This window comes from Allobosea sp. FBZP-16 (assembly GCF_002831785.1).
GTDB lineage: Bacteria > Pseudomonadota > Alphaproteobacteria > Rhizobiales > Beijerinckiaceae > Allobosea > Allobosea lupini.
Genome location: NZ_LNCQ01000026.1, coordinates 22,909 through 40,327, shown reverse-complemented (window position 1 = coordinate 40,327; position 17,419 = coordinate 22,909). Strand labels below are relative to the sequence as shown.

19 protein-coding genes and 1 pseudogene are annotated in these 17,419 nt (G+C 61.3%); 16 read left to right on the top strand and 4 right to left on the bottom strand.

What is annotated here, in order from left to right:
- Nucleotides 1-33: 33 nt before the first annotated feature.
- A pseudogene (locus tag CXY91_RS13995) lies at nucleotides 34-171 on the top strand (IS110 family transposase); the annotation flags it as partial.
- Between the two features lie 61 nt (nucleotides 172-232).
- Here the strand turns inward: CXY91_RS13995 and CXY91_RS13990 are convergent.
- Complete coding sequence (locus CXY91_RS13990) at nucleotides 233-862, bottom strand: undecaprenyl-diphosphatase (protein WP_158673402.1); 630 nt, start codon at nucleotides 860-862, stop codon at nucleotides 233-235.
- Nucleotides 863-900: 38 nt separating this feature from the next.
- On the bottom strand, nucleotides 901-1,572 hold the full coding sequence (locus tag CXY91_RS13985; RefSeq protein WP_100962004.1) for an outer membrane protein: 672 nt from the start codon (nucleotides 1,570-1,572) through the stop codon (nucleotides 901-903).
- A gap of 194 nt (nucleotides 1,573-1,766) precedes the next feature.
- Here CXY91_RS13985 and CXY91_RS13980 point away from each other — a divergent pair, with 194 nt between their 5' ends.
- The 12 genes from CXY91_RS13980 to CXY91_RS13925 all read left to right on the top strand — a co-directional run bounded on the left by CXY91_RS13980 (nucleotide 1,767) and on the right by CXY91_RS13925 (nucleotide 13,099).
- Entirely contained in the window at nucleotides 1,767-2,342 is a 576-nt protein-coding gene (locus CXY91_RS13980; RefSeq protein WP_248307488.1) for a DUF1003 domain-containing protein, read from the top strand.
- 139 nt (nucleotides 2,343-2,481) lie between these two features.
- A complete protein-coding gene (locus tag CXY91_RS13975; RefSeq protein ID WP_100962003.1) occupies nucleotides 2,482-2,835 on the top strand; it encodes a PepSY domain-containing protein in 354 nt (117 codons plus the stop codon).
- Between the two features lie 272 nt (nucleotides 2,836-3,107).
- Nucleotides 3,108-3,872, top strand: coding sequence for a COG4705 family protein (locus CXY91_RS13970; RefSeq protein ID WP_349236593.1), 765 nt, complete (start codon nucleotides 3,108-3,110; stop codon nucleotides 3,870-3,872).
- A 228-nt stretch (nucleotides 3,873-4,100) separates the two neighbouring features.
- On the top strand, nucleotides 4,101-4,343 hold the full coding sequence (locus CXY91_RS13965) for a hypothetical protein (protein WP_100962001.1): 243 nt from the start codon (nucleotides 4,101-4,103) through the stop codon (nucleotides 4,341-4,343).
- Between the two features lie 17 nt (nucleotides 4,344-4,360).
- The gene (locus CXY91_RS13960; protein ID WP_100962000.1) at nucleotides 4,361-5,275 is read left to right on the top strand and encodes an ABC transporter ATP-binding protein; all 915 of its coding nucleotides are present in this window, start codon (nucleotides 4,361-4,363) and stop codon (nucleotides 5,273-5,275) included.
- Entirely contained in the window at nucleotides 5,272-6,087 is an 816-nt protein-coding gene (locus tag CXY91_RS13955) for an ABC transporter permease (RefSeq protein ID WP_199777441.1), read from the top strand. The genes CXY91_RS13960 and CXY91_RS13955 overlap by 4 nt, the downstream gene beginning before the upstream one ends.
- An 11-nt stretch (nucleotides 6,088-6,098) precedes the next feature.
- Nucleotides 6,099-6,653: a hypothetical protein gene (locus CXY91_RS13950; protein ID WP_199777440.1), complete on the top strand. Its 555-nt coding sequence runs from the start codon at nucleotides 6,099-6,101 to the stop codon at nucleotides 6,651-6,653.
- A gap of 75 nt (nucleotides 6,654-6,728) precedes the next feature.
- Nucleotides 6,729-7,343 carry a cytochrome b/b6 domain-containing protein gene (locus CXY91_RS13945; protein WP_100961999.1) on the top strand — a complete coding sequence of 205 codons (615 nt, stop codon included), beginning with the start codon at nucleotides 6,729-6,731 and terminating at the stop codon, nucleotides 7,341-7,343.
- A 39-nt stretch (nucleotides 7,344-7,382) separates the two neighbouring features.
- The gene (locus tag CXY91_RS13940) at nucleotides 7,383-8,060 is read left to right on the top strand and encodes a winged helix-turn-helix domain-containing protein (RefSeq protein ID WP_100961998.1); all 678 of its coding nucleotides are present in this window, start codon (nucleotides 7,383-7,385) and stop codon (nucleotides 8,058-8,060) included.
- The gene (locus CXY91_RS13935) at nucleotides 8,047-9,420 is read left to right on the top strand and encodes a sensor histidine kinase (protein ID WP_100961997.1); all 1,374 of its coding nucleotides are present in this window, start codon (nucleotides 8,047-8,049) and stop codon (nucleotides 9,418-9,420) included. The genes CXY91_RS13940 and CXY91_RS13935 overlap by 14 nt, the downstream gene beginning before the upstream one ends.
- On the top strand, nucleotides 9,417-11,420 hold the full coding sequence (locus CXY91_RS13930; RefSeq protein ID WP_100961996.1) for a bifunctional DedA family/phosphatase PAP2 family protein: 2,004 nt from the start codon (nucleotides 9,417-9,419) through the stop codon (nucleotides 11,418-11,420). The genes CXY91_RS13935 and CXY91_RS13930 overlap by 4 nt, the downstream gene beginning before the upstream one ends.
- 173 nt (nucleotides 11,421-11,593) lie before the next feature.
- Complete coding sequence (locus CXY91_RS13925) at nucleotides 11,594-13,099, top strand: Do family serine endopeptidase (protein ID WP_054211077.1); 1,506 nt, start codon at nucleotides 11,594-11,596, stop codon at nucleotides 13,097-13,099.
- Nucleotides 13,100-13,247: 148 nt separating this feature from the next.
- Here CXY91_RS13925 and CXY91_RS13920 read toward each other — a convergent pair whose 3' ends face one another.
- Nucleotides 13,248-13,814, bottom strand: a complete 567-nt coding sequence (locus CXY91_RS13920; protein ID WP_054211078.1) for a Chromate resistance protein ChrB — start codon at nucleotides 13,812-13,814, stop codon at nucleotides 13,248-13,250.
- Between the two features lie 118 nt (nucleotides 13,815-13,932).
- Here CXY91_RS13920 and CXY91_RS13915 point away from each other — a divergent pair, with 118 nt between their 5' ends.
- Both CXY91_RS13915 and CXY91_RS13910 read left to right on the top strand, forming a co-directional pair.
- Entirely contained in the window at nucleotides 13,933-14,679 is a 747-nt protein-coding gene (locus CXY91_RS13915; RefSeq protein ID WP_054211079.1) for a COG4280 domain-containing protein, read from the top strand.
- A complete protein-coding gene (locus CXY91_RS13910; protein ID WP_054211080.1) occupies nucleotides 14,679-14,888 on the top strand; it encodes a hypothetical protein in 210 nt (69 codons plus the stop codon). Before CXY91_RS13915 ends, CXY91_RS13910 begins: the two co-directional genes overlap by 1 nt.
- 124 nt (nucleotides 14,889-15,012) lie before the next feature.
- On the opposite strand, the gene CXY91_RS13905 is transcribed toward CXY91_RS13910, so the two are convergent.
- Nucleotides 15,013-16,512, bottom strand: a complete 1,500-nt coding sequence (locus CXY91_RS13905; protein WP_054211130.1) for a multicopper oxidase family protein — start codon at nucleotides 16,510-16,512, stop codon at nucleotides 15,013-15,015.
- 128 nt (nucleotides 16,513-16,640) lie between these two features.
- Between CXY91_RS13905 and CXY91_RS13900 the strand changes: the two genes are divergently transcribed.
- Nucleotides 16,641-17,336 (top strand): VIT1/CCC1 transporter family protein, encoded by a 696-nt coding sequence (locus CXY91_RS13900; protein WP_054211081.1) that lies wholly within the window; start codon nucleotides 16,641-16,643, stop codon nucleotides 17,334-17,336.
- Nucleotides 17,337-17,419 lie beyond the last annotated feature (83 nt).

Sequence of the window (17,419 nt, the reverse complement as noted above, 5' to 3'; positions counted from 1 at the left end):
CTCTGTTACAGATTGTTGCAGGCCGGCCCGACCCTCAAGGCCTTCCGCGACAAGCTCGGTGCCGCCGGAAAGCCAAAGCTCGTCGCCATCATCGCAACCGCCCTAAAGCTCGTCACGATCCTCAACGCCGTCATCCGGGACAAACAACCATGGCGCGAACAAAATGCTTGACCAGCAAAAAAGTCGCTCACTCCTGCTCTCCACGCATTATATATCCATTGCTAAGCGATATTCATAACGTTTGTGATTGGTGATTGGGTTGTTGAGTTTTCCGCAGCGCCGCTTGAAGGCGGGCAAGAACAAATTGCTCAATTCTCGAAGTAAGTTGCAAGATTCGAACTGCCACACCCCCGCCAATAATCCAGGCCATGACGCTGATCAAACCACCGACCGCTGCGCTTCCCAGCATGTCGAATGGAAAATGCACCCCGACGAAGATGCGTCCCCAAGCTATTATCAGGCCGAGCAGAGCGGCGGCTACTCCTAGCCGTCGCGCCGTGCCCGAGGCTCCCAGGAGACTGAATGCGACCGCCCAAACCACCGTCAGGTGATCGCTTGGAAACGACGGATCGGGTTGGTGGGCAATTAACTGCCGACCGAGCCCAATCACGAACGGCCTCGGGTGGGGCCAGAACAAACCTATAGCTTGGTTGAGGAAGAGGCCTGCCAACGCCGCTATACCAGCGACAAGCAACGCGTGGCGCAGCCGGTTTCCACCGAATATCCAGCCGATCACGAGGACTGTTGGAACCAGCCAGAACAGCCATTCGGCGGCTGCTACGCCCACAAGGCGCGCGGCCGCCGAACTGGTCGGACCGGCATTGATCGACAGGAACAGGCCTTGATTCAACGTTTCGAGCAAGATTGTGGTCCAACTGGTTTAACGAGGTTGACCGGCAGCTACATCCCGAATTTGTAGGATAGGCCCGCCATCACTCGGTCGTCGGTCGATTTGCCTCGACCAAGGCCCGCCGGAACCAGCCCTTTCGTCTTGCCGTAGTCCGCATGGGTATATTCGAGCCTGGCGACGAGATTGTCGGTCAAGGCCCGCTCGACACCTGCGCCGGCGATCCACCCTGTTTGCGTCTTGCTCCTGGCTGTCAGACCGGGTGCGGTAATCTGCTGATCTCGAAAAGCGAAGCCGCCGGTGCCGTAGACCAACCATCGATCGATGGCGTAACCGGCGCGGGCTCGCACCGAGCCATCATAGCGCTCGCGAACCTTGGCCGCTCCAGCCAAAGCGTTCGATTTTGATCCAGAGGACAAGAGCGCCGCATTGGCCTCGAGTCCGTAAACGATCGGCCCGAGTTGAACGTTGTATCCTGCATATCCGCCGAAAGCCCCGCGGGATCGCGTGTTCTTGCGGCCGCCAAGCCCCGCCACAGCAGATCCTTGCGTGCGGTCGTAACCGCCTCCCAGTCCAATGTACGGCCCAGTCCAGTTGTAGGGCAGCGAACTGTAGGCAGCGGGAGCGACTGGAGCGCCCTTTCGGCTTGGAAGATCGGCGGCGTGAGCCGCTACAACTGCGGCCACCGAAGCAGCGATGGCGATGGGAAACGCCTTGATCGACATGAGTACGAAGCTCCACGAGAATTGGTCGGACCGACCAAGTGAAGCGATATCCCCCGCGCGACCGCTGGCGGATGTCCTTATGATTGATAATTCCCAATGTCGGTTTCTTGATTTCGCGGGCTAGGCGCCTTGAAATCTTCGTAATTTTCCATCGAGCCATCAACAATGACCGGCCCACGCGGCGACCGAGCGAAATGAACCCGATCAAGGAGATCGACATGAATTCCGATCTGCAGCGGCTTGCCGAGCGGCTACTGAACCAGGGTGCTGGCTCCTTACCGGAACGCGATCAGAAAGTTCTCAACCGGATTGCGAAGCGCGCGCATATCAGCCGCGACCTGGAGCAGGAGTTTTCTGCCCAGTTGACCTTCGGCGAACGCCTATCGGATCGCGTCGCCGAAATTGGCGGCTCCTGGGGCTTCATCATCGGGTTTGGGGCCTTCCTCGTTGTCTGGGCGATCTTCAACAGCATCATCCTGGCCACGAACGCGTTCGATCCCTATCCATATATTTTCTTGAACCTGCTGCTCTCGATGATCGCCGCCATCCAGGCGCCGGTCATCATGATGTCGCAGAACCGCCAGGCGGAGAAGGACCGGCTTGCGGTTTCCCACGACTACGAGGTCAACCTCAAGGCCGAGATCGAGATCATGGCCCTGCATGAGAAGCTAGATGCGCTGCGAATGGACCGCGTCGATGCCGTGATCGCGGGACAGCAAGAACAGCACCGAATGCTATCGCTGCTGCTTGAGCAGAGGCGGACCGACTGAGGGAACGGTTTTTGGCGATCCCGGTGCTCAGATTGCCAAACGGTATAGGCCCGTCCAAGTCACCCCATCCTGCATGCTGTCAGAACCGTCTTACGGTCGGCCTTGAAGCCGAGCCGATGCAGCAACCCAGGAGAAGACAATGAATTCCCGCAAGATCATCCCGGCTCTCATGGCCGCCACCATCGCCTTCGGCTCGTTCGGAGCGGCAGGGCTGGCCTTCGCCAAGGAGAGCAAAGGCCAGGAAACCAACGAGGCGCAGGTGATGCAGAATGCCAAGATCACCATGCAGCAGGCCATCGCCACCGCCGAGCAGGCGGTGGGCGGCAAGGCGACCGGCTCGGGCATCGACGACGAGAAAGGCGTGGTCGCCTTCGAGGTCGAGGTGGTCAAGGACGGCCTGCAGCACAAGGTGCTGATCGACACCCAGACCGGCAAAATCACCAAGCAGGTCATGGCCAGCGCCGACAACGACGACGATGGTGACAACGACTGAATTCGGCTGATCGCGTTGTTGCGCGATCGCCGGATAGTGGGGCGACGGAGAGGGCGGCCGGTGCGACAGCACCGGTCGCTTTCTCGTTTGGGCAGTTTCCGACGAATTCGTATAGGGCGCGACACCTTGCGTCGATGCCGCATCCGCCAGGGTCAACTGGTCGATCGCGACTGCGATTGACCGTGGTCAGTGAAACAACCGCTGCTGCCGCGCTGCCCCGACGAGTTAACGGAAGGAGCCAGATCATGCCCCCCATTCAAGACGATCGATCGATGACGATGCTCAACAAAGTGCCCGAGATCACGGCCTATTTTTGGATCATCAAGATCCTCGCGACGACCGTCGGCGAAACCGCTGCAGATCTGCTGGCGACGAAACTGGGTCTCGGCCTGACCGTCACCTCCTATGTGATGGCAGGCCTCTTTCTCGCGGCACTCGCCTTTCAGCTCAAAGCCAAGCGCTACATCCCGTCGGTCTACTGGTTAGTCGTCGTGCTGATCAGCGTGGTTGGCACGCTGGTGTCCGACAATCTCGTCGATGGCATGGGCATCAGCCTTCCGGTGACATCGATCAGCTTCGCCTTGATCCTCTCTGCCGTTTTCATGTTTTGGCAGCGCAGTGAGCACAGCCTATCCGTGCACACGATCCAGACGACCAAACGAGAGCTGTTCTACTGGGCCGCAATTCTTTTCACCTTTGCGATGGGAACCTCGGTCGGTGACCTGATGGCTGAAGCGATGGGCCTGGGCTACGGACCAGCTGCGCTCGTCTTCGGAGCGATGATCGGATTTGTCGCTCTGCTTCACTACCGCTTCAAGATGAACGCGATCCTGTCGTTCTGGCTGGCCTATATCCTGACCCGCCCGCTCGGCGCCTCGACGGGCGATCTGCTCGCCAAGCCCATCGCTTCAGGTGGGCTGGGCCTTGGAACGGTTGGAACAAGCCTGATCTTTCTGGCCGTGATCGTGAGCGTGGTCGCCTATCTGAGCTTCAGCAAAAGCGACAGGATCGGGGCCGCTGCCGAGTCGGAGGCCTGATCGCTCCAGCGCGCGGTCTAATCTCGACTTCCTGTCCCCGAAGGCGGCCGGCGAGACAACTCGCCGGCCGCCTTCTTTTTGATGGACCACATTTCCGACAAAACCGTATAGCGAGCGCCACCTCGCGCCATAGTGCCCCAAGCGATGATCGCTCCAGAAAGTCGATCGGAGCGCGTGATGATTGACCGCCAAAAATCCTTACATCGGTCTGAAACCAGGCGGTCGTCGATGACGTCGCTTGCCCGGCAAACGACAAAACGGCTCACGCTGGGCGCGCTTATCGCCCAATCAGAGCAGCGGGTGGGCGGCTGTGCGATCCGGGTCCATGGGGCAATGCGCCAGGGGCGCGCCACGATCACGATCGACGTCAAGACGAGCCGCGGCACCCACGCGATCCATTTCGACATGTTGACCCAAGCCATCACGGTCGAGCGGCCGATGTCCGTGATGCGTCCAGCAGGCCGGGAGTAATTGCGATGGAGAACACAATGTCGATCACCATCAAGCATCTCAAGCTGGCGCTCGGTTCGACCGAGATCCTGCATGACGTCTCGATTTCGGTTAAGGCCGGCGAAATTTACGGCTTGCTGGGGCCAAATGGCGCGGGCAAAACCACCTCGATCGCGGCCGCTCTGGGCTTGATGCCTGCAACCAGCGGACTCATCCGGGTACTCGGCCATGATCCGGTCAAGGATGGCGTCGAGCTTCGGCGACGCGTTGGGGTCCTGCCGGACCCCAACGGCTTCTATGACTGGATGACGGCCTCAAACTACCTGAGTTTCTATGCAGGCCTGTATGGCGCGCGCCTCTCGCTTTCAGATATCCAGAAGCGCCTGTCTCAGGTTGGGCTAGAGCCCAAGCTAGGCCAGCCGATCGGGCAGTTCTCGCGCGGGATGCGGCAGCGGCTCGGGCTGGCCCGCGCGCTGATCGCCAATCCGGAGGTCCTCGTCCTCGACGAGCCGACCAATGGCCTGGATCCCCGCGGACGGCGAGAAATCCACGACATTCTAATTGGCCTGGCGCGCGATCACGGCGTCAGCATCCTGCTGTGCACGCATTTGCTCGACGATGTTGAACGTCTGTGTTCGCGCGTCGGCATCATCGTCGCGGGTCGCACCGTTGCCGAGGGCGCGATCGCGGAGTTGGTCAGGACGCGGCGCGGTCATCGCCATTTCCGCCTGCGTCTCGACGGCGTCTCGCCCAAGGCCGGCAACCGCGAGGGCCACGTCATGGTGCTCGCGCAGGAGGGCGATTGGACGATCGTCGCCGTCGACCCGTCCGTTCCTCCCGAGGCGGCCTGGAGCGAGATTCTCGCCGCCGGATGGCGCGTGACCGAGATCGCGCGCGAAGGCGGCGGCCTCGAGGATCTCTATCTCGATCTGACCGACAGGAGGGCGGCATGACCGTTCACGCGACCATCAAGGCGGCGAGCGAAAGCCCGCCCTTTCGCTCGCCCGGGAATTTGAACGCCATCGGTCTGATCGCTCGCAAGGAGGCTGGCGAGATCATAGTCAGCCCTCGCGGACGGGGCTGGCTCCTCGCCATGGTCGGCGCTCTGTCGGGCTTCTCGCTGCTGCTCGTCGGCAGCACCGAACTCAGCCTGCTCGACAATGCCCAGGTCGTCTACGACATGGCCGGCATCGTCATTGCGCTGGGCGCGTTGTTGGCGCTCGTCGTCGGTTCGGACGCCTTTGCGGGCGAACATGAGCGCGGAAGCCTGACGCCCCTGCTGCTGGCGCCGGTGTCCCGGCGCGGCATCCTCGCCGGCAAGATCGGCGGGCAGATGGTGGCTTGGGCCGTGATGTTCCTTCTTTCGCTGCCTTACCTTTGGGCTGTCGGCAGCACGGGACAGAATTTGGCGGGCTCGATCCTGGGCCTGGCGCTGTTTGGCACCCCCGTCGTGCTCACATTCGGCCTGTTCGCCATGGGGCTTGGCGCACGGCTCGGCAATGTGCGGACCACCATGATGACCATGCTCGTCGTTCTGCTGCTCGCCGCCAGCCCCCTGCTGATCGGGCCGAGCCTGCGCCAGTCGACGCTCGGCCGCTGGTTCGACGCCGTCAACCCGTTCTCGCATGCGGTCAACGCGCTCGACGCCATGATCATCGATACGCTCGGCGTCGCGGCGCAGTCCATCCACCTCGTAGTTATCCTCGCTTGGTTGTTCTTTGCCCTCGCCTATGCGGTTCGGCAGACCAACCGTCTCGTTCGCTGAAGGAGGTTCCAATGACCATGCGTTCCTCAAAGCGATGCTCTGCTTTGTTCGCAGGGCTCTTGCTGGTCGCGACAGGCGCACTGCCGGCCGTCGCGGAAACCAGCACGATCAGCATCGCGATTTCGCCGGCGACAGCCAACGTCGCATCGCCACAGATGGGAGACCGGCTCGCTTTCAACACCGTCATCCGCAACACCGGCGACAAATCCATCGACGGCCTGATCGCCTGGATCAGCCTTGTCCAGATCGATCAGGGCAAGGAACAGCCCATCGATCTGGAAGACTGGTCAGCGCACAAGGCGATAAGTCGCGCATCGCTCAAGCCCGGAGAGACGATCAGCACGCAATGGCCGATGCGCCTCATCCAGTCGGGTCACTACCGCGTCGTCATCAGCGCGGTCAGTCGAGAGGGGTCGTCGCTGACGCCGAGCCCATTTGCCGATTTCGTCGTGCGTTCCAAGCCGGTGGTGGAGTCATCTCGTGTTCTGCCCGTAGCACTCGGCCTGCCCTTGCTGATCGGCATGAGCTTCATCGGCTGGCGCAGACGGGGCCGGGATGCCCGATAGCGTTGCTGTTTTGCCCGGGGCAGAGACACGCTGTGAGAGCGCCGTTGACTACCATGAAGATAGGATAGAACGACCATGCCGGATCGAGACAATCAGATTAATAAACAGCCGATGTTCAGCTCTGATTTGAGTAGGCGTTCCGTATTTACGAAGATCATGCATGCCTTTTTGCTGATCGCGGTCGTACACCAACTTGCCGTCAGTCTGCTGATGGAAGGCCCACGCCCCGGTCGATCGGCTGATATATTCTTCACTTTGCACGAATATGGCGGCTACGCCGCCTTTGGCATTCTCTGTGTATTTTGGATATGGTCGATTGTGCGGCACGGAGAAACGAAATTGGGCGCGTTGTTTCCCTGGTTCTCCAGCGACCGGGTTAAGGCTGTCATCACCGATCTTCGCCTCCACGCTCTCGAACTTCGGCGTCGGCGCTTGCCCGCAGCGGATGATAGACCGCTTGCAAGCGCAATCCATGGACTGGGATTGTTGACTGTCACGCTGATGGCCTTGACGGGCATTTTGCCGGCAGTGGGCTTGGTTTCGCCGGAATCCGGTAGATTGCTGATCTCGACACATAAGCTCTTCGCGAACCTGATGTGGGCGTACCTTATCGCGCATGCCGGATTGGCGGTCTTGCATGAGGTGATCGGCGAACGCGTTCTTCCAAAAATGTTCAGCAAGAATGGCTGAGCACAGTTTGACCACCTCTTCAAACGGACCGTCCCTATCATGAAGATTCTCGTCATCGAAGACGACAAGACGACGGCGGCCTATATCCAGAAGGGCATGGCCGAGCTCGGGCATGTGATCGATATCGCTGAGACCGGCCGCAACGGCTTGTTGTTGGCCGCCGGCGAGCCCTATGACGTCATGATCATCGACCGCATGCTTCCCGGACTCGATGGTCTAGGAATCGTCAAGACGATCCGGGCGGCGGGCGTGCGAACACCGGTCCTGTTTCTCACGGCGCTTTCAGGCATAGATGACCGTGTCGATGGCTTCCAGGCTGGCGGTGACGACTACCTCGTCAAGCCCTTCGCATTCGCCGAGCTGGTCGCGAGAATCAATGCCTTGGCGCGCCGTCCGCCGATCAGCGACATTCAAACCGTCCTGAGGGTTGCCGATCTGGAAATGGATCTGTTGAAGCGAAGGGTCTCGCGTGCCGGAAAGGAAATCGATCTGCAGCCGCGCGAGTTCCGATTGCTTGAATTTCTGATGCAGAATGCAGGCAGACTGGTGACCCGAACCATGCTGCTAGAGCATGTCTGGGAGTACCATTTCGACCCCCGGACCAACATCGTCGAGACACATGTCAGCCGGCTGCGATCCAAGGTCGATCGAGACTTCGACAAGGAACTGATCGAAACCGTTCGTGGTTCGGGGTATTTGATCCGTGACCCTGCCTAGGCTTTTGCGAACGACGAGCTTCCGATTCGCACTTTTCTACGCCTTCGTTTTTATGGCGTCCGTTGGGATCCTCGGCGCGATCGTCTACGTTACGGTTAGGTCCGCTCTTGAGGAACAGACAGCGCAGCGGATCGAGGCAGAGGTCGAGACCCTTGCCCAGGAATACCGTTCGCAGGGACTTGAGCATCTAATTGCATCTGTCTCGGCTCGTCTTACCGCCCGAGAGCGCGACGCCCTAGAATACACTCTGGTTGCGGCCGACAAGGGCATCGTCGTTGGACGAAAGTTGGCTCTTCCACCAAAAGACGGCTGGTCGACCATCTCGCCCTCCAAAGAGGCTTGGACCTCTGATGGAGAGTCCGCATCCTACTATCTCCGGACAACCACGTTGGAGGGCGGAGTCCGTCTGGGCGTAGCCAATGATCTCGACTGGATAGACGATGTCCAGGAGGCCATCCTCTCGACTTTTGCCTGGGCGCTCGGAGCGACGCTTATCCTCGCACTTGCAAGCGGACTGTGGCTTAGCGCGCGCTTCCTGCGCGGTCTCGATGGGATGATCAGAACCGCTGCGGCGATCGTCGCCGGCGATCTAACAAGCCGCGTGCCGGTTTCTACACGCAACGACGATTTCGACCAGCTCGGCCGCGCCTTCAACAGCATGCTCGACCGGCTTGGCGTCTTGATGGACAGCCTCAAGCAGGTCTCGAACGACATCGCCCACGACCTCCGCACACCGCTTTCGCGCTTGAAGCAGAATCTGGATGAGACTGCGCGCGGCGCTGCCACAAGCGATGAGATGCGCGCTGGCATCCTGAATGCGACGCTGCAGGTGGACGAGATCCTCTCTACATTCTCCGCTTTGCTCCGGATCGCCCAGATCGAAGCTGGCACCCGCCGCGCGGGGTTCTCCCCGGTTGATTTATCGGAACTGACCAGATTGCTGACAAGCGACTACGCTGCCGTCGCCGAGGATCGCAGACAAACGATTTCGACAACGATAGAGCCCTCGCTCTGGATCGAGGGCGACCGTGACCTGCTTACGCAATTGATCGTCAATCTCGTCGAGAACGCCATTCGCCATACGTCGGATGGCTCGCGAATCTTGGTTGGTTTGGCCAAGTGCCAGGACGACGTCACACTGACGGTCAGGGACAACGGCCCGGGCGTTCCGGACGCGGAGCGAGAGCGGATCTTCCGGCGGTTCTATCGCCTGGAACAGAGTCGCACTACCACCGGCAGCGGCCTCGGGTTGAGCCTCGTCGCCGCGATCGCCGAACTCCACGGAGCGAGCGTGACCGCGCAGGACAACAACCCGGGACTCCGGATCGAAATTCGTTTTCCACTGAAGGCTGAAGCATGAGCTCGTTCGTGAACGGTTATGTCCAGCCTCTGCTGGCTTTCGCGGGCCAGAACGTCTGGCTCGTCGCCTTCATCGTGTTCGTCGCTGCCCTTTCGGAAGCGATCGTGTTGATCGGCGCGATCATTCCCGGGACAGCCATCATCCTGGCTGCGGCAGCGATCGTTGGTGCAGGCCACCTCTCTGTCTGGCCGGTCCTGATCGCGGCCATTTCCGGAGCAATCGTTGGTGACGGCATCTCGTATTGGATGGGGCATCACTACAAGCACCGGATCGTGCGCATTTGGCCTTTCAGTCGCTATCCGGGCCTTCTAGCAAAGGGAGATGCCTACTTCGACAGCCACGGCGGCAAGAGCGTCTTCATCGCGCGATTCCTGCCTGGTGTCCGCGCCGTCGTGCCGATCTCGGCCGGGATGGCTGGAATGACCGTGGCCCGGTTCTACGCCGCCAATGTGTCCTCTGCGCTAGTCTGGGCTCCCGTCCACGTCCTCCCGGCAACGGCGCTGGGAGCGTCGATGGCGGTCCTTGGCGATGCCAGCGGCCGTCTCCTTCTTGTTCTGGTGGTCGTCGGCCTCGCCGTTGCAGGCGCGGTCCTGTTGGCATGGCTGGCCTGGTCGAGAGTATTGCCTATGCTCAGCGTTTGGCAGGAACGCCTGCTCGCGTGGGCCAGAGGCCGAAACGGCGGGTTCGCATACACCGTTCGACGCTTGCTGGACCCCGATATTCCTGACGACCGAACCGTGGCGTTGCTGGTTGCCGGATTTGCAGTCGTGCTGCTCGGCTTCGTCAATCTTGTCGAGGACGTTGTAGCTCGCGGCGAACTCGCTCGCGCCGATCTAGCCATCAGCAATCTCATCCAGAGCCTGCGCATCGATGCCGGCGACCGCATTATGATCGTCGTGACAAGCTTCGGGGACGGGGTCGTGATCGCGGCGCTGGCGGTGCTCACGTTGACTTGGCTAGCTTGGCGACGCAGTTGGCGCCTGGCTGGTGGCCTGGCGATCCTGCTGATCGCGACCGCCGCCTTTGTGCCGCTCCTCAAGTCAACGATACAGATCGCTCGGCCGTTGGCGATGTATAGCGGCGCGGAAGCTTATAGCTTCCCCAGCGGGCATGCGACCTTCGCTACGACATTCTTCGGTTTTGTGGGCTGGCTTACACTGAGAGGCCTGCCGGGACGATGGCGCTGGCTACCCATTGTCTTGGCTGCAGGCACTGTCGGCTTGATCGCAACATCGCGCATCTATCTGGCAGCACACTGGCCTTCCGACGTCCTCGCCGGCACAATTTTCGGTCTCGGCACGACACTGATCATCGCTCTTGTCTTCCGGAAGGACGACCTGACGCAGGCGCGTCCCGCATGGCTCGGGCTGGCTATGTGTGGCGCGTTCCTCGTGGTCGGTTCGCTGCACGTTTATCGAACGCTTCCGGCAGCCGAACAACGGTATGTGCGTTCAATGCCGCAAGTCGCGGCGACCAAGGCGGAATGGGAAACATCGACTTGGGCGACCTTACCACAACATCGCATCGACCTCGAGGGGGACACCAAAGAGCCGATCGTTCTGCAATGGGCTGGGTCGCCTGCCACGCTGCAAAGCGCGTTGGAGAAAGAGGGGTGGTCAGTCCCGAAACCGTGGTCGATCAATGTCGTGGCGACGTTTCTGTCGCCTCGACCGGCGCTCGGCGAAATGCCGGTGCTGCCACGCCTCAGCAGTGGCCAATCGCCAGTCCTCACCCTGATGCAGATGTCCGCGGATGGAGCGACCCGTCGCGTGCTCAGCGCCTGGCTGACGCCGCTGACAATCTCCGACTTGAAAGCGTCGCCAGTACTGGCGGCCTCCATCGTGACCGAGACCCTGTCGCAGCCGCTGAACCTGCTGGCGCTGCCACGTTCTGTGTCGGCGCCACCCATCGGTGCGAACTTCTTTGACCGTCTCGGACAGACAATCGCGGTGCGAGAGCGAGCTGGAACCGAACCCGTCGTTCTTGCCGTTGCCGATTGAGGCGTTTGCCGAATCGATGCTGGCCCGACGGGTCAGCCCGACCCGCTCGGTTGGAGAGACCGCGAGCTGCGTTGGGAATTTGTCATGAACTGGACAAGCCCGCCTCATCCCGGCGGGACTAGACCATTTCTCATGGCCGCGCTGGCGACCAGTCAACGCCACGGAGATCCATCATGGCAGTCTCGAAGAACACCTCAACCTTGTCATCCCGTAAACGCTGGATGGCGTCCGTCGCCGCACTGGCCATGTTGGCCGGCAGCTCCTATGGCGTCATGACTTTCGCGGGTGCGCATGACGCGCGCGCAGCCCAGGTCGTCACCAGCGACCTCGCAGCTCAGACTATGCCGTCGTTCTCGACGGTCGTGCAGCGGGTGAAACCCGCTGTCGTCTCGGTGAAGGTCAAGCTCGATGCGGGCATCACCAAAACCGCCGATCTGTCGGAACAACTCGACAACCTTCCGCCGCAGATCCAGGAATTCTTCAAGCGCTTCGGCCAACAGGACCAGTCGCCGGCGTCTCCTCGCGCGCGGCAGGCGCCGGCTATGGCGCAGAGTTCGGGCTTCTTCATCTCGGCGGACGGCTATGTCGTGACCAACAATCATGTCGTCGAGAATGCCAAGGAGGTGACGATCACCCGCAGCGATGGAACCGAGCTCGCGGCCAAGGTCGTGGGCACGGATCCAAAGACCGATCTTGCGCTGCTGAAGGTCGCCACCAAGGGCGACTATCCTTTTGTCGCGCTCGCTCGCGAGGCCCCGATGGTCGGCGACTGGGTTGTAGCAATCGGCAATCCGTTCGGCCTCGGTGGCACGGTCACCGCGGGGATCGTCTCGGCGCATGGCCGCGACATCGGCTCGGGACCCTATGACGACTATCTCCAGATCGACGCGCCGATCAACAAGGGCAACTCCGGCGGGCCGACCTTCAATCTCAAGGGCGAGGTCGTCGGCGTGAATACGGCGATCTTCTCGCCGTCGGGGGGCAGCGTCGGTCTCGCCTTCGCCATCCCCGCTTCCACCGTCACCTCGGTCGTGGACCAGCTCGAGCATGGCGGCAGGGTCAATCGCGCCTATCTCGGCGTGCGCGTGCAGCCGGTGACTCAGGATCTGGCTGACGGTCTCGGATTGCCGACAGCAGCCGGCGCGCTCATCGACACCGCCGAGCCCGGCACGCCAGCCGCGGCCGCAGGGCTCAAATCGGGCGACGTCATTACAAAGATGAATGGCGTCACGATCAAGGACGCTCGGGAACTGACCCGCAAAGTCGGCGCCATGAAGTCGAACGACAAGGCCGAGTTCACCTACTTGCGGGACGGCAAGGAACTGACTGCGAATGTGGCCCTCGCAGTCCAGAACGACGAGCGACAGGCGAAGGCCGATTCCTCGTCCCCCGACGCCAAGTCGATCCTCGGCGTGAAGCTCGCGCCTGCGAAGGCCGTGCCGGGGGCCGGCGACGTCGGTGTCGTCGTCGTAGGCGTCGATCCCGATGGGCAGGGCGCCGCCAAGGGGTTGGCGGAAGGCAGCATCATCCTCGAGGTCGCGGGAAAGCCGGTCGATAGGCCCGAACAGGTCAAGTCGGGGCTGGAGCAGGCTCGCAAGGACGGAAAGAAGGCCGCACTGCTGAAAATTAAGACAGCCGATGGATCACGGTTCATGGCGGTGACATTCGCCGCTGGATGATGAACGGCCGCGCTTGGAGCGTCGTTCTGCGGACAGCCCCCCAAATGCCATCGCAGGATAGCGCGCCGGGGAGAATGGCGGAGGGAGGAATCCCTTCGCCATTTTTCGGGAAGTCGGGCAGTCGCCATGGCGAAGATATCGCCGGCTGCTAAGGCGGCCCGGGCTCCCCTGCGGGCCTGTTCTCGGCTTGAGCGGCAAATACGTTATGCGCGTAGGCATCGAGGATGGCCTCCGATCGGACCAACCGTTCGATTGCCTCCTTGTTGAGGGGAGCTCCGTAGAAATCGAGCTTCTGGATTTTGGCGATCCAGGTTTTGAACTTGGTCAGCTCCTGCTCGTTTTCCCCCAGTTCCGCATAGGTAAAGTGCTGAATTGTGGTCTCATATGCGATCTCCGCCTCGAATGCGACGCACTTCTCGATGAATTCCTTGTATTCGTCGTCTCGATCGGCATTGAAACGACTGATGATCTTGTCCTGCTGCTTCTGGTCAAGGCCGATTGTTGCCAGTAGCAGGGCCTCGCCCTCGGCCTCGGCGATCTCGTTTTCGAGCATTTTCAGACGGCGCAGATGGTCGTCGGTCTTGGGCAGCACGCAGACGCCCCCCTGCAGATAGACCGCGCCCATGCCTTTGAGCTTGCGCCAGATCGAGACGCGTTTGCGGGCAGGCTCTGTCGGGACCTTGTAGGTCAACAGCAACCATTCGAGAGTCGGCATTGAACCTCTTGATTGTTACGGTCGTAACATATAAAAAACGACATCGTCACGGATCGGGCGTTTGCCATCGTGACAGGCCGATGGCCAGAAGGCCATCTCCATCCGAAAGTAGGCGACCATGACGACATGGGCCACTGCCGCTCCCGCGATCTCCGCAGCCTTTCTCGGCTCTTTGGTCGAGGTCGTCGAAGCGTTCACCATCGTGCTCGCGGTCGGCACGGTTCGCGGCTGGCGGCCTGCCTTGACGGGGGCCGTGGCTGGTCTCGCCCTTCTGGTTGCCCTCGTCTTGACGCTCGGCCCCGTCCTGGATCAGGTCCCGATCCAGGCGTTGCAGCTTTTCGTCGGCGTGCTTCTGCTGCTGTTCGGTTTGCGCTGGCTGCGAAAGGCGATCCTGCGTTCGGCCGGCATCATCCCGCTTCACGACGAAACGCTCGCCTTCTCCAGAGAATCGGCGCAACTGACCGACCTGGCCCGTCAACAGGAGAAGCATCTCGACTGGATCGCTGGCTTGGCGGCCTTCAAGGCAGTGGTGCTGGAGGGGGTCGAAGTCGTCTTCATCGTCATCGCGGTCGGCGCAGGCCGAGGCCTGCTGTGGCCGGCGAGCCTCGGGGCGCTTGCGGCATGCCTGCTCGTGCTGACGATCGGGCTCGTGGTTCGCAAGCCGCTCGCGCGCATCCCCGAGAACACGCTCAAATTCGGCGTGGGCGTCATGCTCTCGGCCTTCGGCCTGTTCTGGACCGGCGAGGGCCTCGGGATCGCATGGCCGGGACGGGACCTGGCCATCCTGGCCTTCGCGGCGCTCTTCCTTGCGACGGGCTTGGGGCTCGCCGCCATCATCCGCCGCCAACGGCAGGAGTTCGCCTGATGCAGATCTTCCGCCTTGTCCTGCGGGAGTTCGTCGGCATGTTCATCGACGACGAATTTCTCGCGCTGGCGATCCTGGCCGTCGTTGCGGCGGCGGCAATCCTGGCGTTCGGTCTCCAAGCGCCGATGATCTGGGCCGCCAGCGCCCTCATCGGCGGCTGCGTCGCTGTTCTGGCTGCGAGCGTGATCAGGGCTGGCCGCACCCCATGAGATTTGGTGTCAGCAGGTTTGGCCTGCCGACGCTACCGCGCACATGAAACCGACAGGACCACCCGAGCGAGCCTCTCGATCAGACGCCATGCTGGCTGGCTCAATTGGTCGATCGATCTCGTCCCTACGCACCTGCGCGAAGGGTCCCCATCATGCCGAGATGTTCGTGCTCCAATATGTGGCAGTGATACATCCGGTCCCCGGGCATGTCCTGGACGATCTTGATGCGGACGGTTTCCTTGCTCGCAACGTTCACCGTGTCCTTCCAGGCCTTGAAAGGCGCGGCGACGCGCGTCCCAGATTTCTCCGTGTCGATGACCTGGAACTGGGTGCCGTGAATATGGAACGGGTGATCCATATCCGTCGGATTGACGATCTCCCAGATCTCAGGCTGGCCGACCTTCATCGTCTCGTCGATCCGTCCCGGTTCGAAGACCTTGCCGTTGATCAAAAACGTCATGCTCATTCCTCCGGGGCCACCCATCTTTATCGTCTCGCCGAAGACGAAGCGTTTGGTGATCGTTGAGGCGCCGAGGTCGGCGATGGCGCGCAGCTTGGAAGGCAGCGGCGGGATGGAGGCCGCAGCGGAGCCGGTGACGGAGATCGTCATCAGGTCGACGGCGGCGGCCGACGGCGCGCCGGGTCCCATCCAGCCGCGGTCGTAGGTCAGGCTCTGGACCGTGACCGATCGTTGGCTTCCATCGAATGGAACGAGCACCTCGGCACGTTCGGCAGGCGCCAGCAGAACCTCTGTCATATCGGCAACCGGCGCCTCCAGGAGCCCGCCGTCCGAGCCGATGAGCGCGAATTTGATGCCGCCGAAACTGATGCGCAGATAACCGGCGTTCAATGCATTGTAGAGACGAAAGCGCCGGCGGGTCCCAGCTTCGAGGCTGAGCTCTGGCTTGTAGGCCCCGTTTACGAGAACGAAATCGCCCTGCCGTCCGTTCATCAAATCGACCGGCGTGCTCGCGGGCATGGTCGCGTCCGACGCCAGACGCATGTCAGTAAAAAAGAGCGGCGTGTCGCCAAAGGCCGCCGGAACGGGATCTTCGCCGCGCGGCTTGACGATGAAGGCGCCGGCGAGGCCCCTATAAACCTGTTCAGCGGTGAATTTGTGCGGGTGCGGATGATACCAGTAGGATCCCGCGCTTCCTTCGGGAAGGCGGAATTCATAGGTCCGCCTCTCGCCGCTCGTGACCGGGTTCATCGGATTTCCGTCCTGTTCGGCGGGAACTGGCATCCCGTGCCAGTGGATCGTGCTCTCCTGTCCTGGAATTGCGTTCACCAAGGTGATCCGGACGAGATCGCCTTCCCGGGCAACGAAGCAGGGCCCCGGGCTCATGCCGTTATAGGCCAGGATCGGCGTCTTCATCCCGCGAACGATTTCAGCGGAAGCAGGCGATGCACGAAGTTCTGCGACCAGCTCCCCATTCGCGCCTGTGCCGACTTCCTTCAGCATCGGCAAGGGTTGGCCTTCGATCGGCTGGATCACGGTTTTCGGCGGGACCGCACCACCGTGTTGCATGCCAGGCATGCTGGACATCTGGGCAAAGCCGTAGCGAGCGGCCATGGTGCCCGTGGCAAGAATGCCGGCGCTCGCGAGCAAGTTTCTGCGGTTCACGATAGACTCCATCTGATTTCATGAAAGCCGATGCTTTGCCGCCCCTTGTTTATTGCTTTTGTGTCGTTGATCCAGTGACAAATTGTAACGCCCTGCCCACGCGATCCCAGTAATGAAGGCCGCCGCTCATGAGAATGACTCACGCCGAAAATCATCTCGTTGCGCGGATCGGCTGGCTGCGCGCCGCCGTTCTGGGCGCTAATGACGGCATTATCTCAACGGCCAGTCTTATGGTCGGCGTTGCTTCTGCCGCGAGTTCATCGGGAGAGGTGATGGTTGCCGGCGTGGCTGGCCTCGTGGCTGGCGCCATGTCAATGGCAGCGGGCGAGTACGTCTCCGTCAGCTCTCAGTCCGATACGGAAAACGCCGACCTCGCACGCGAGCGGATGGAACTGACAAGTCAGCCCGAACTGGAGACCGAAGAACTTACGCAAATCTATGTCGAACGTGGCGTCTCTCAGGGCCTGGCGCGTCAGGTCGCCGAGCAACTGATGGCCAAGGATGCGCTCGGCGCTCATGCTCGTGAAGAGCTTGGGATTACCGACGTTACGACAGCAAGGCCGATACAGGCAGCGCTGACATCCGCGGCGACATTCTCGGTCGGCGCTTTGCTGCCGATCATCGCCGCGACGCTGGCTTCACCGAGCCAGCTTGTCGCGATCGTGTCGGTGACGTCATTGATCTTTCTGGCTGCGCTTGGCGCATTGGGGGCAAAGGCCGGCGGTGCTGCGATTTTGCGGCCTACCATCCGGGTAGCATTCTGGGGGGCCTTCGCAATGGCCCTCACGGCAGGCGTTGGAGCACTTGTTGGAAAAGCCATATGACGCTCGTCATATGGCCGATCCCGCGATCGTCGGCGTTATGCGTTTGACGGCACAGCGATCAAGCTCATGGACGGTTTGGCAGG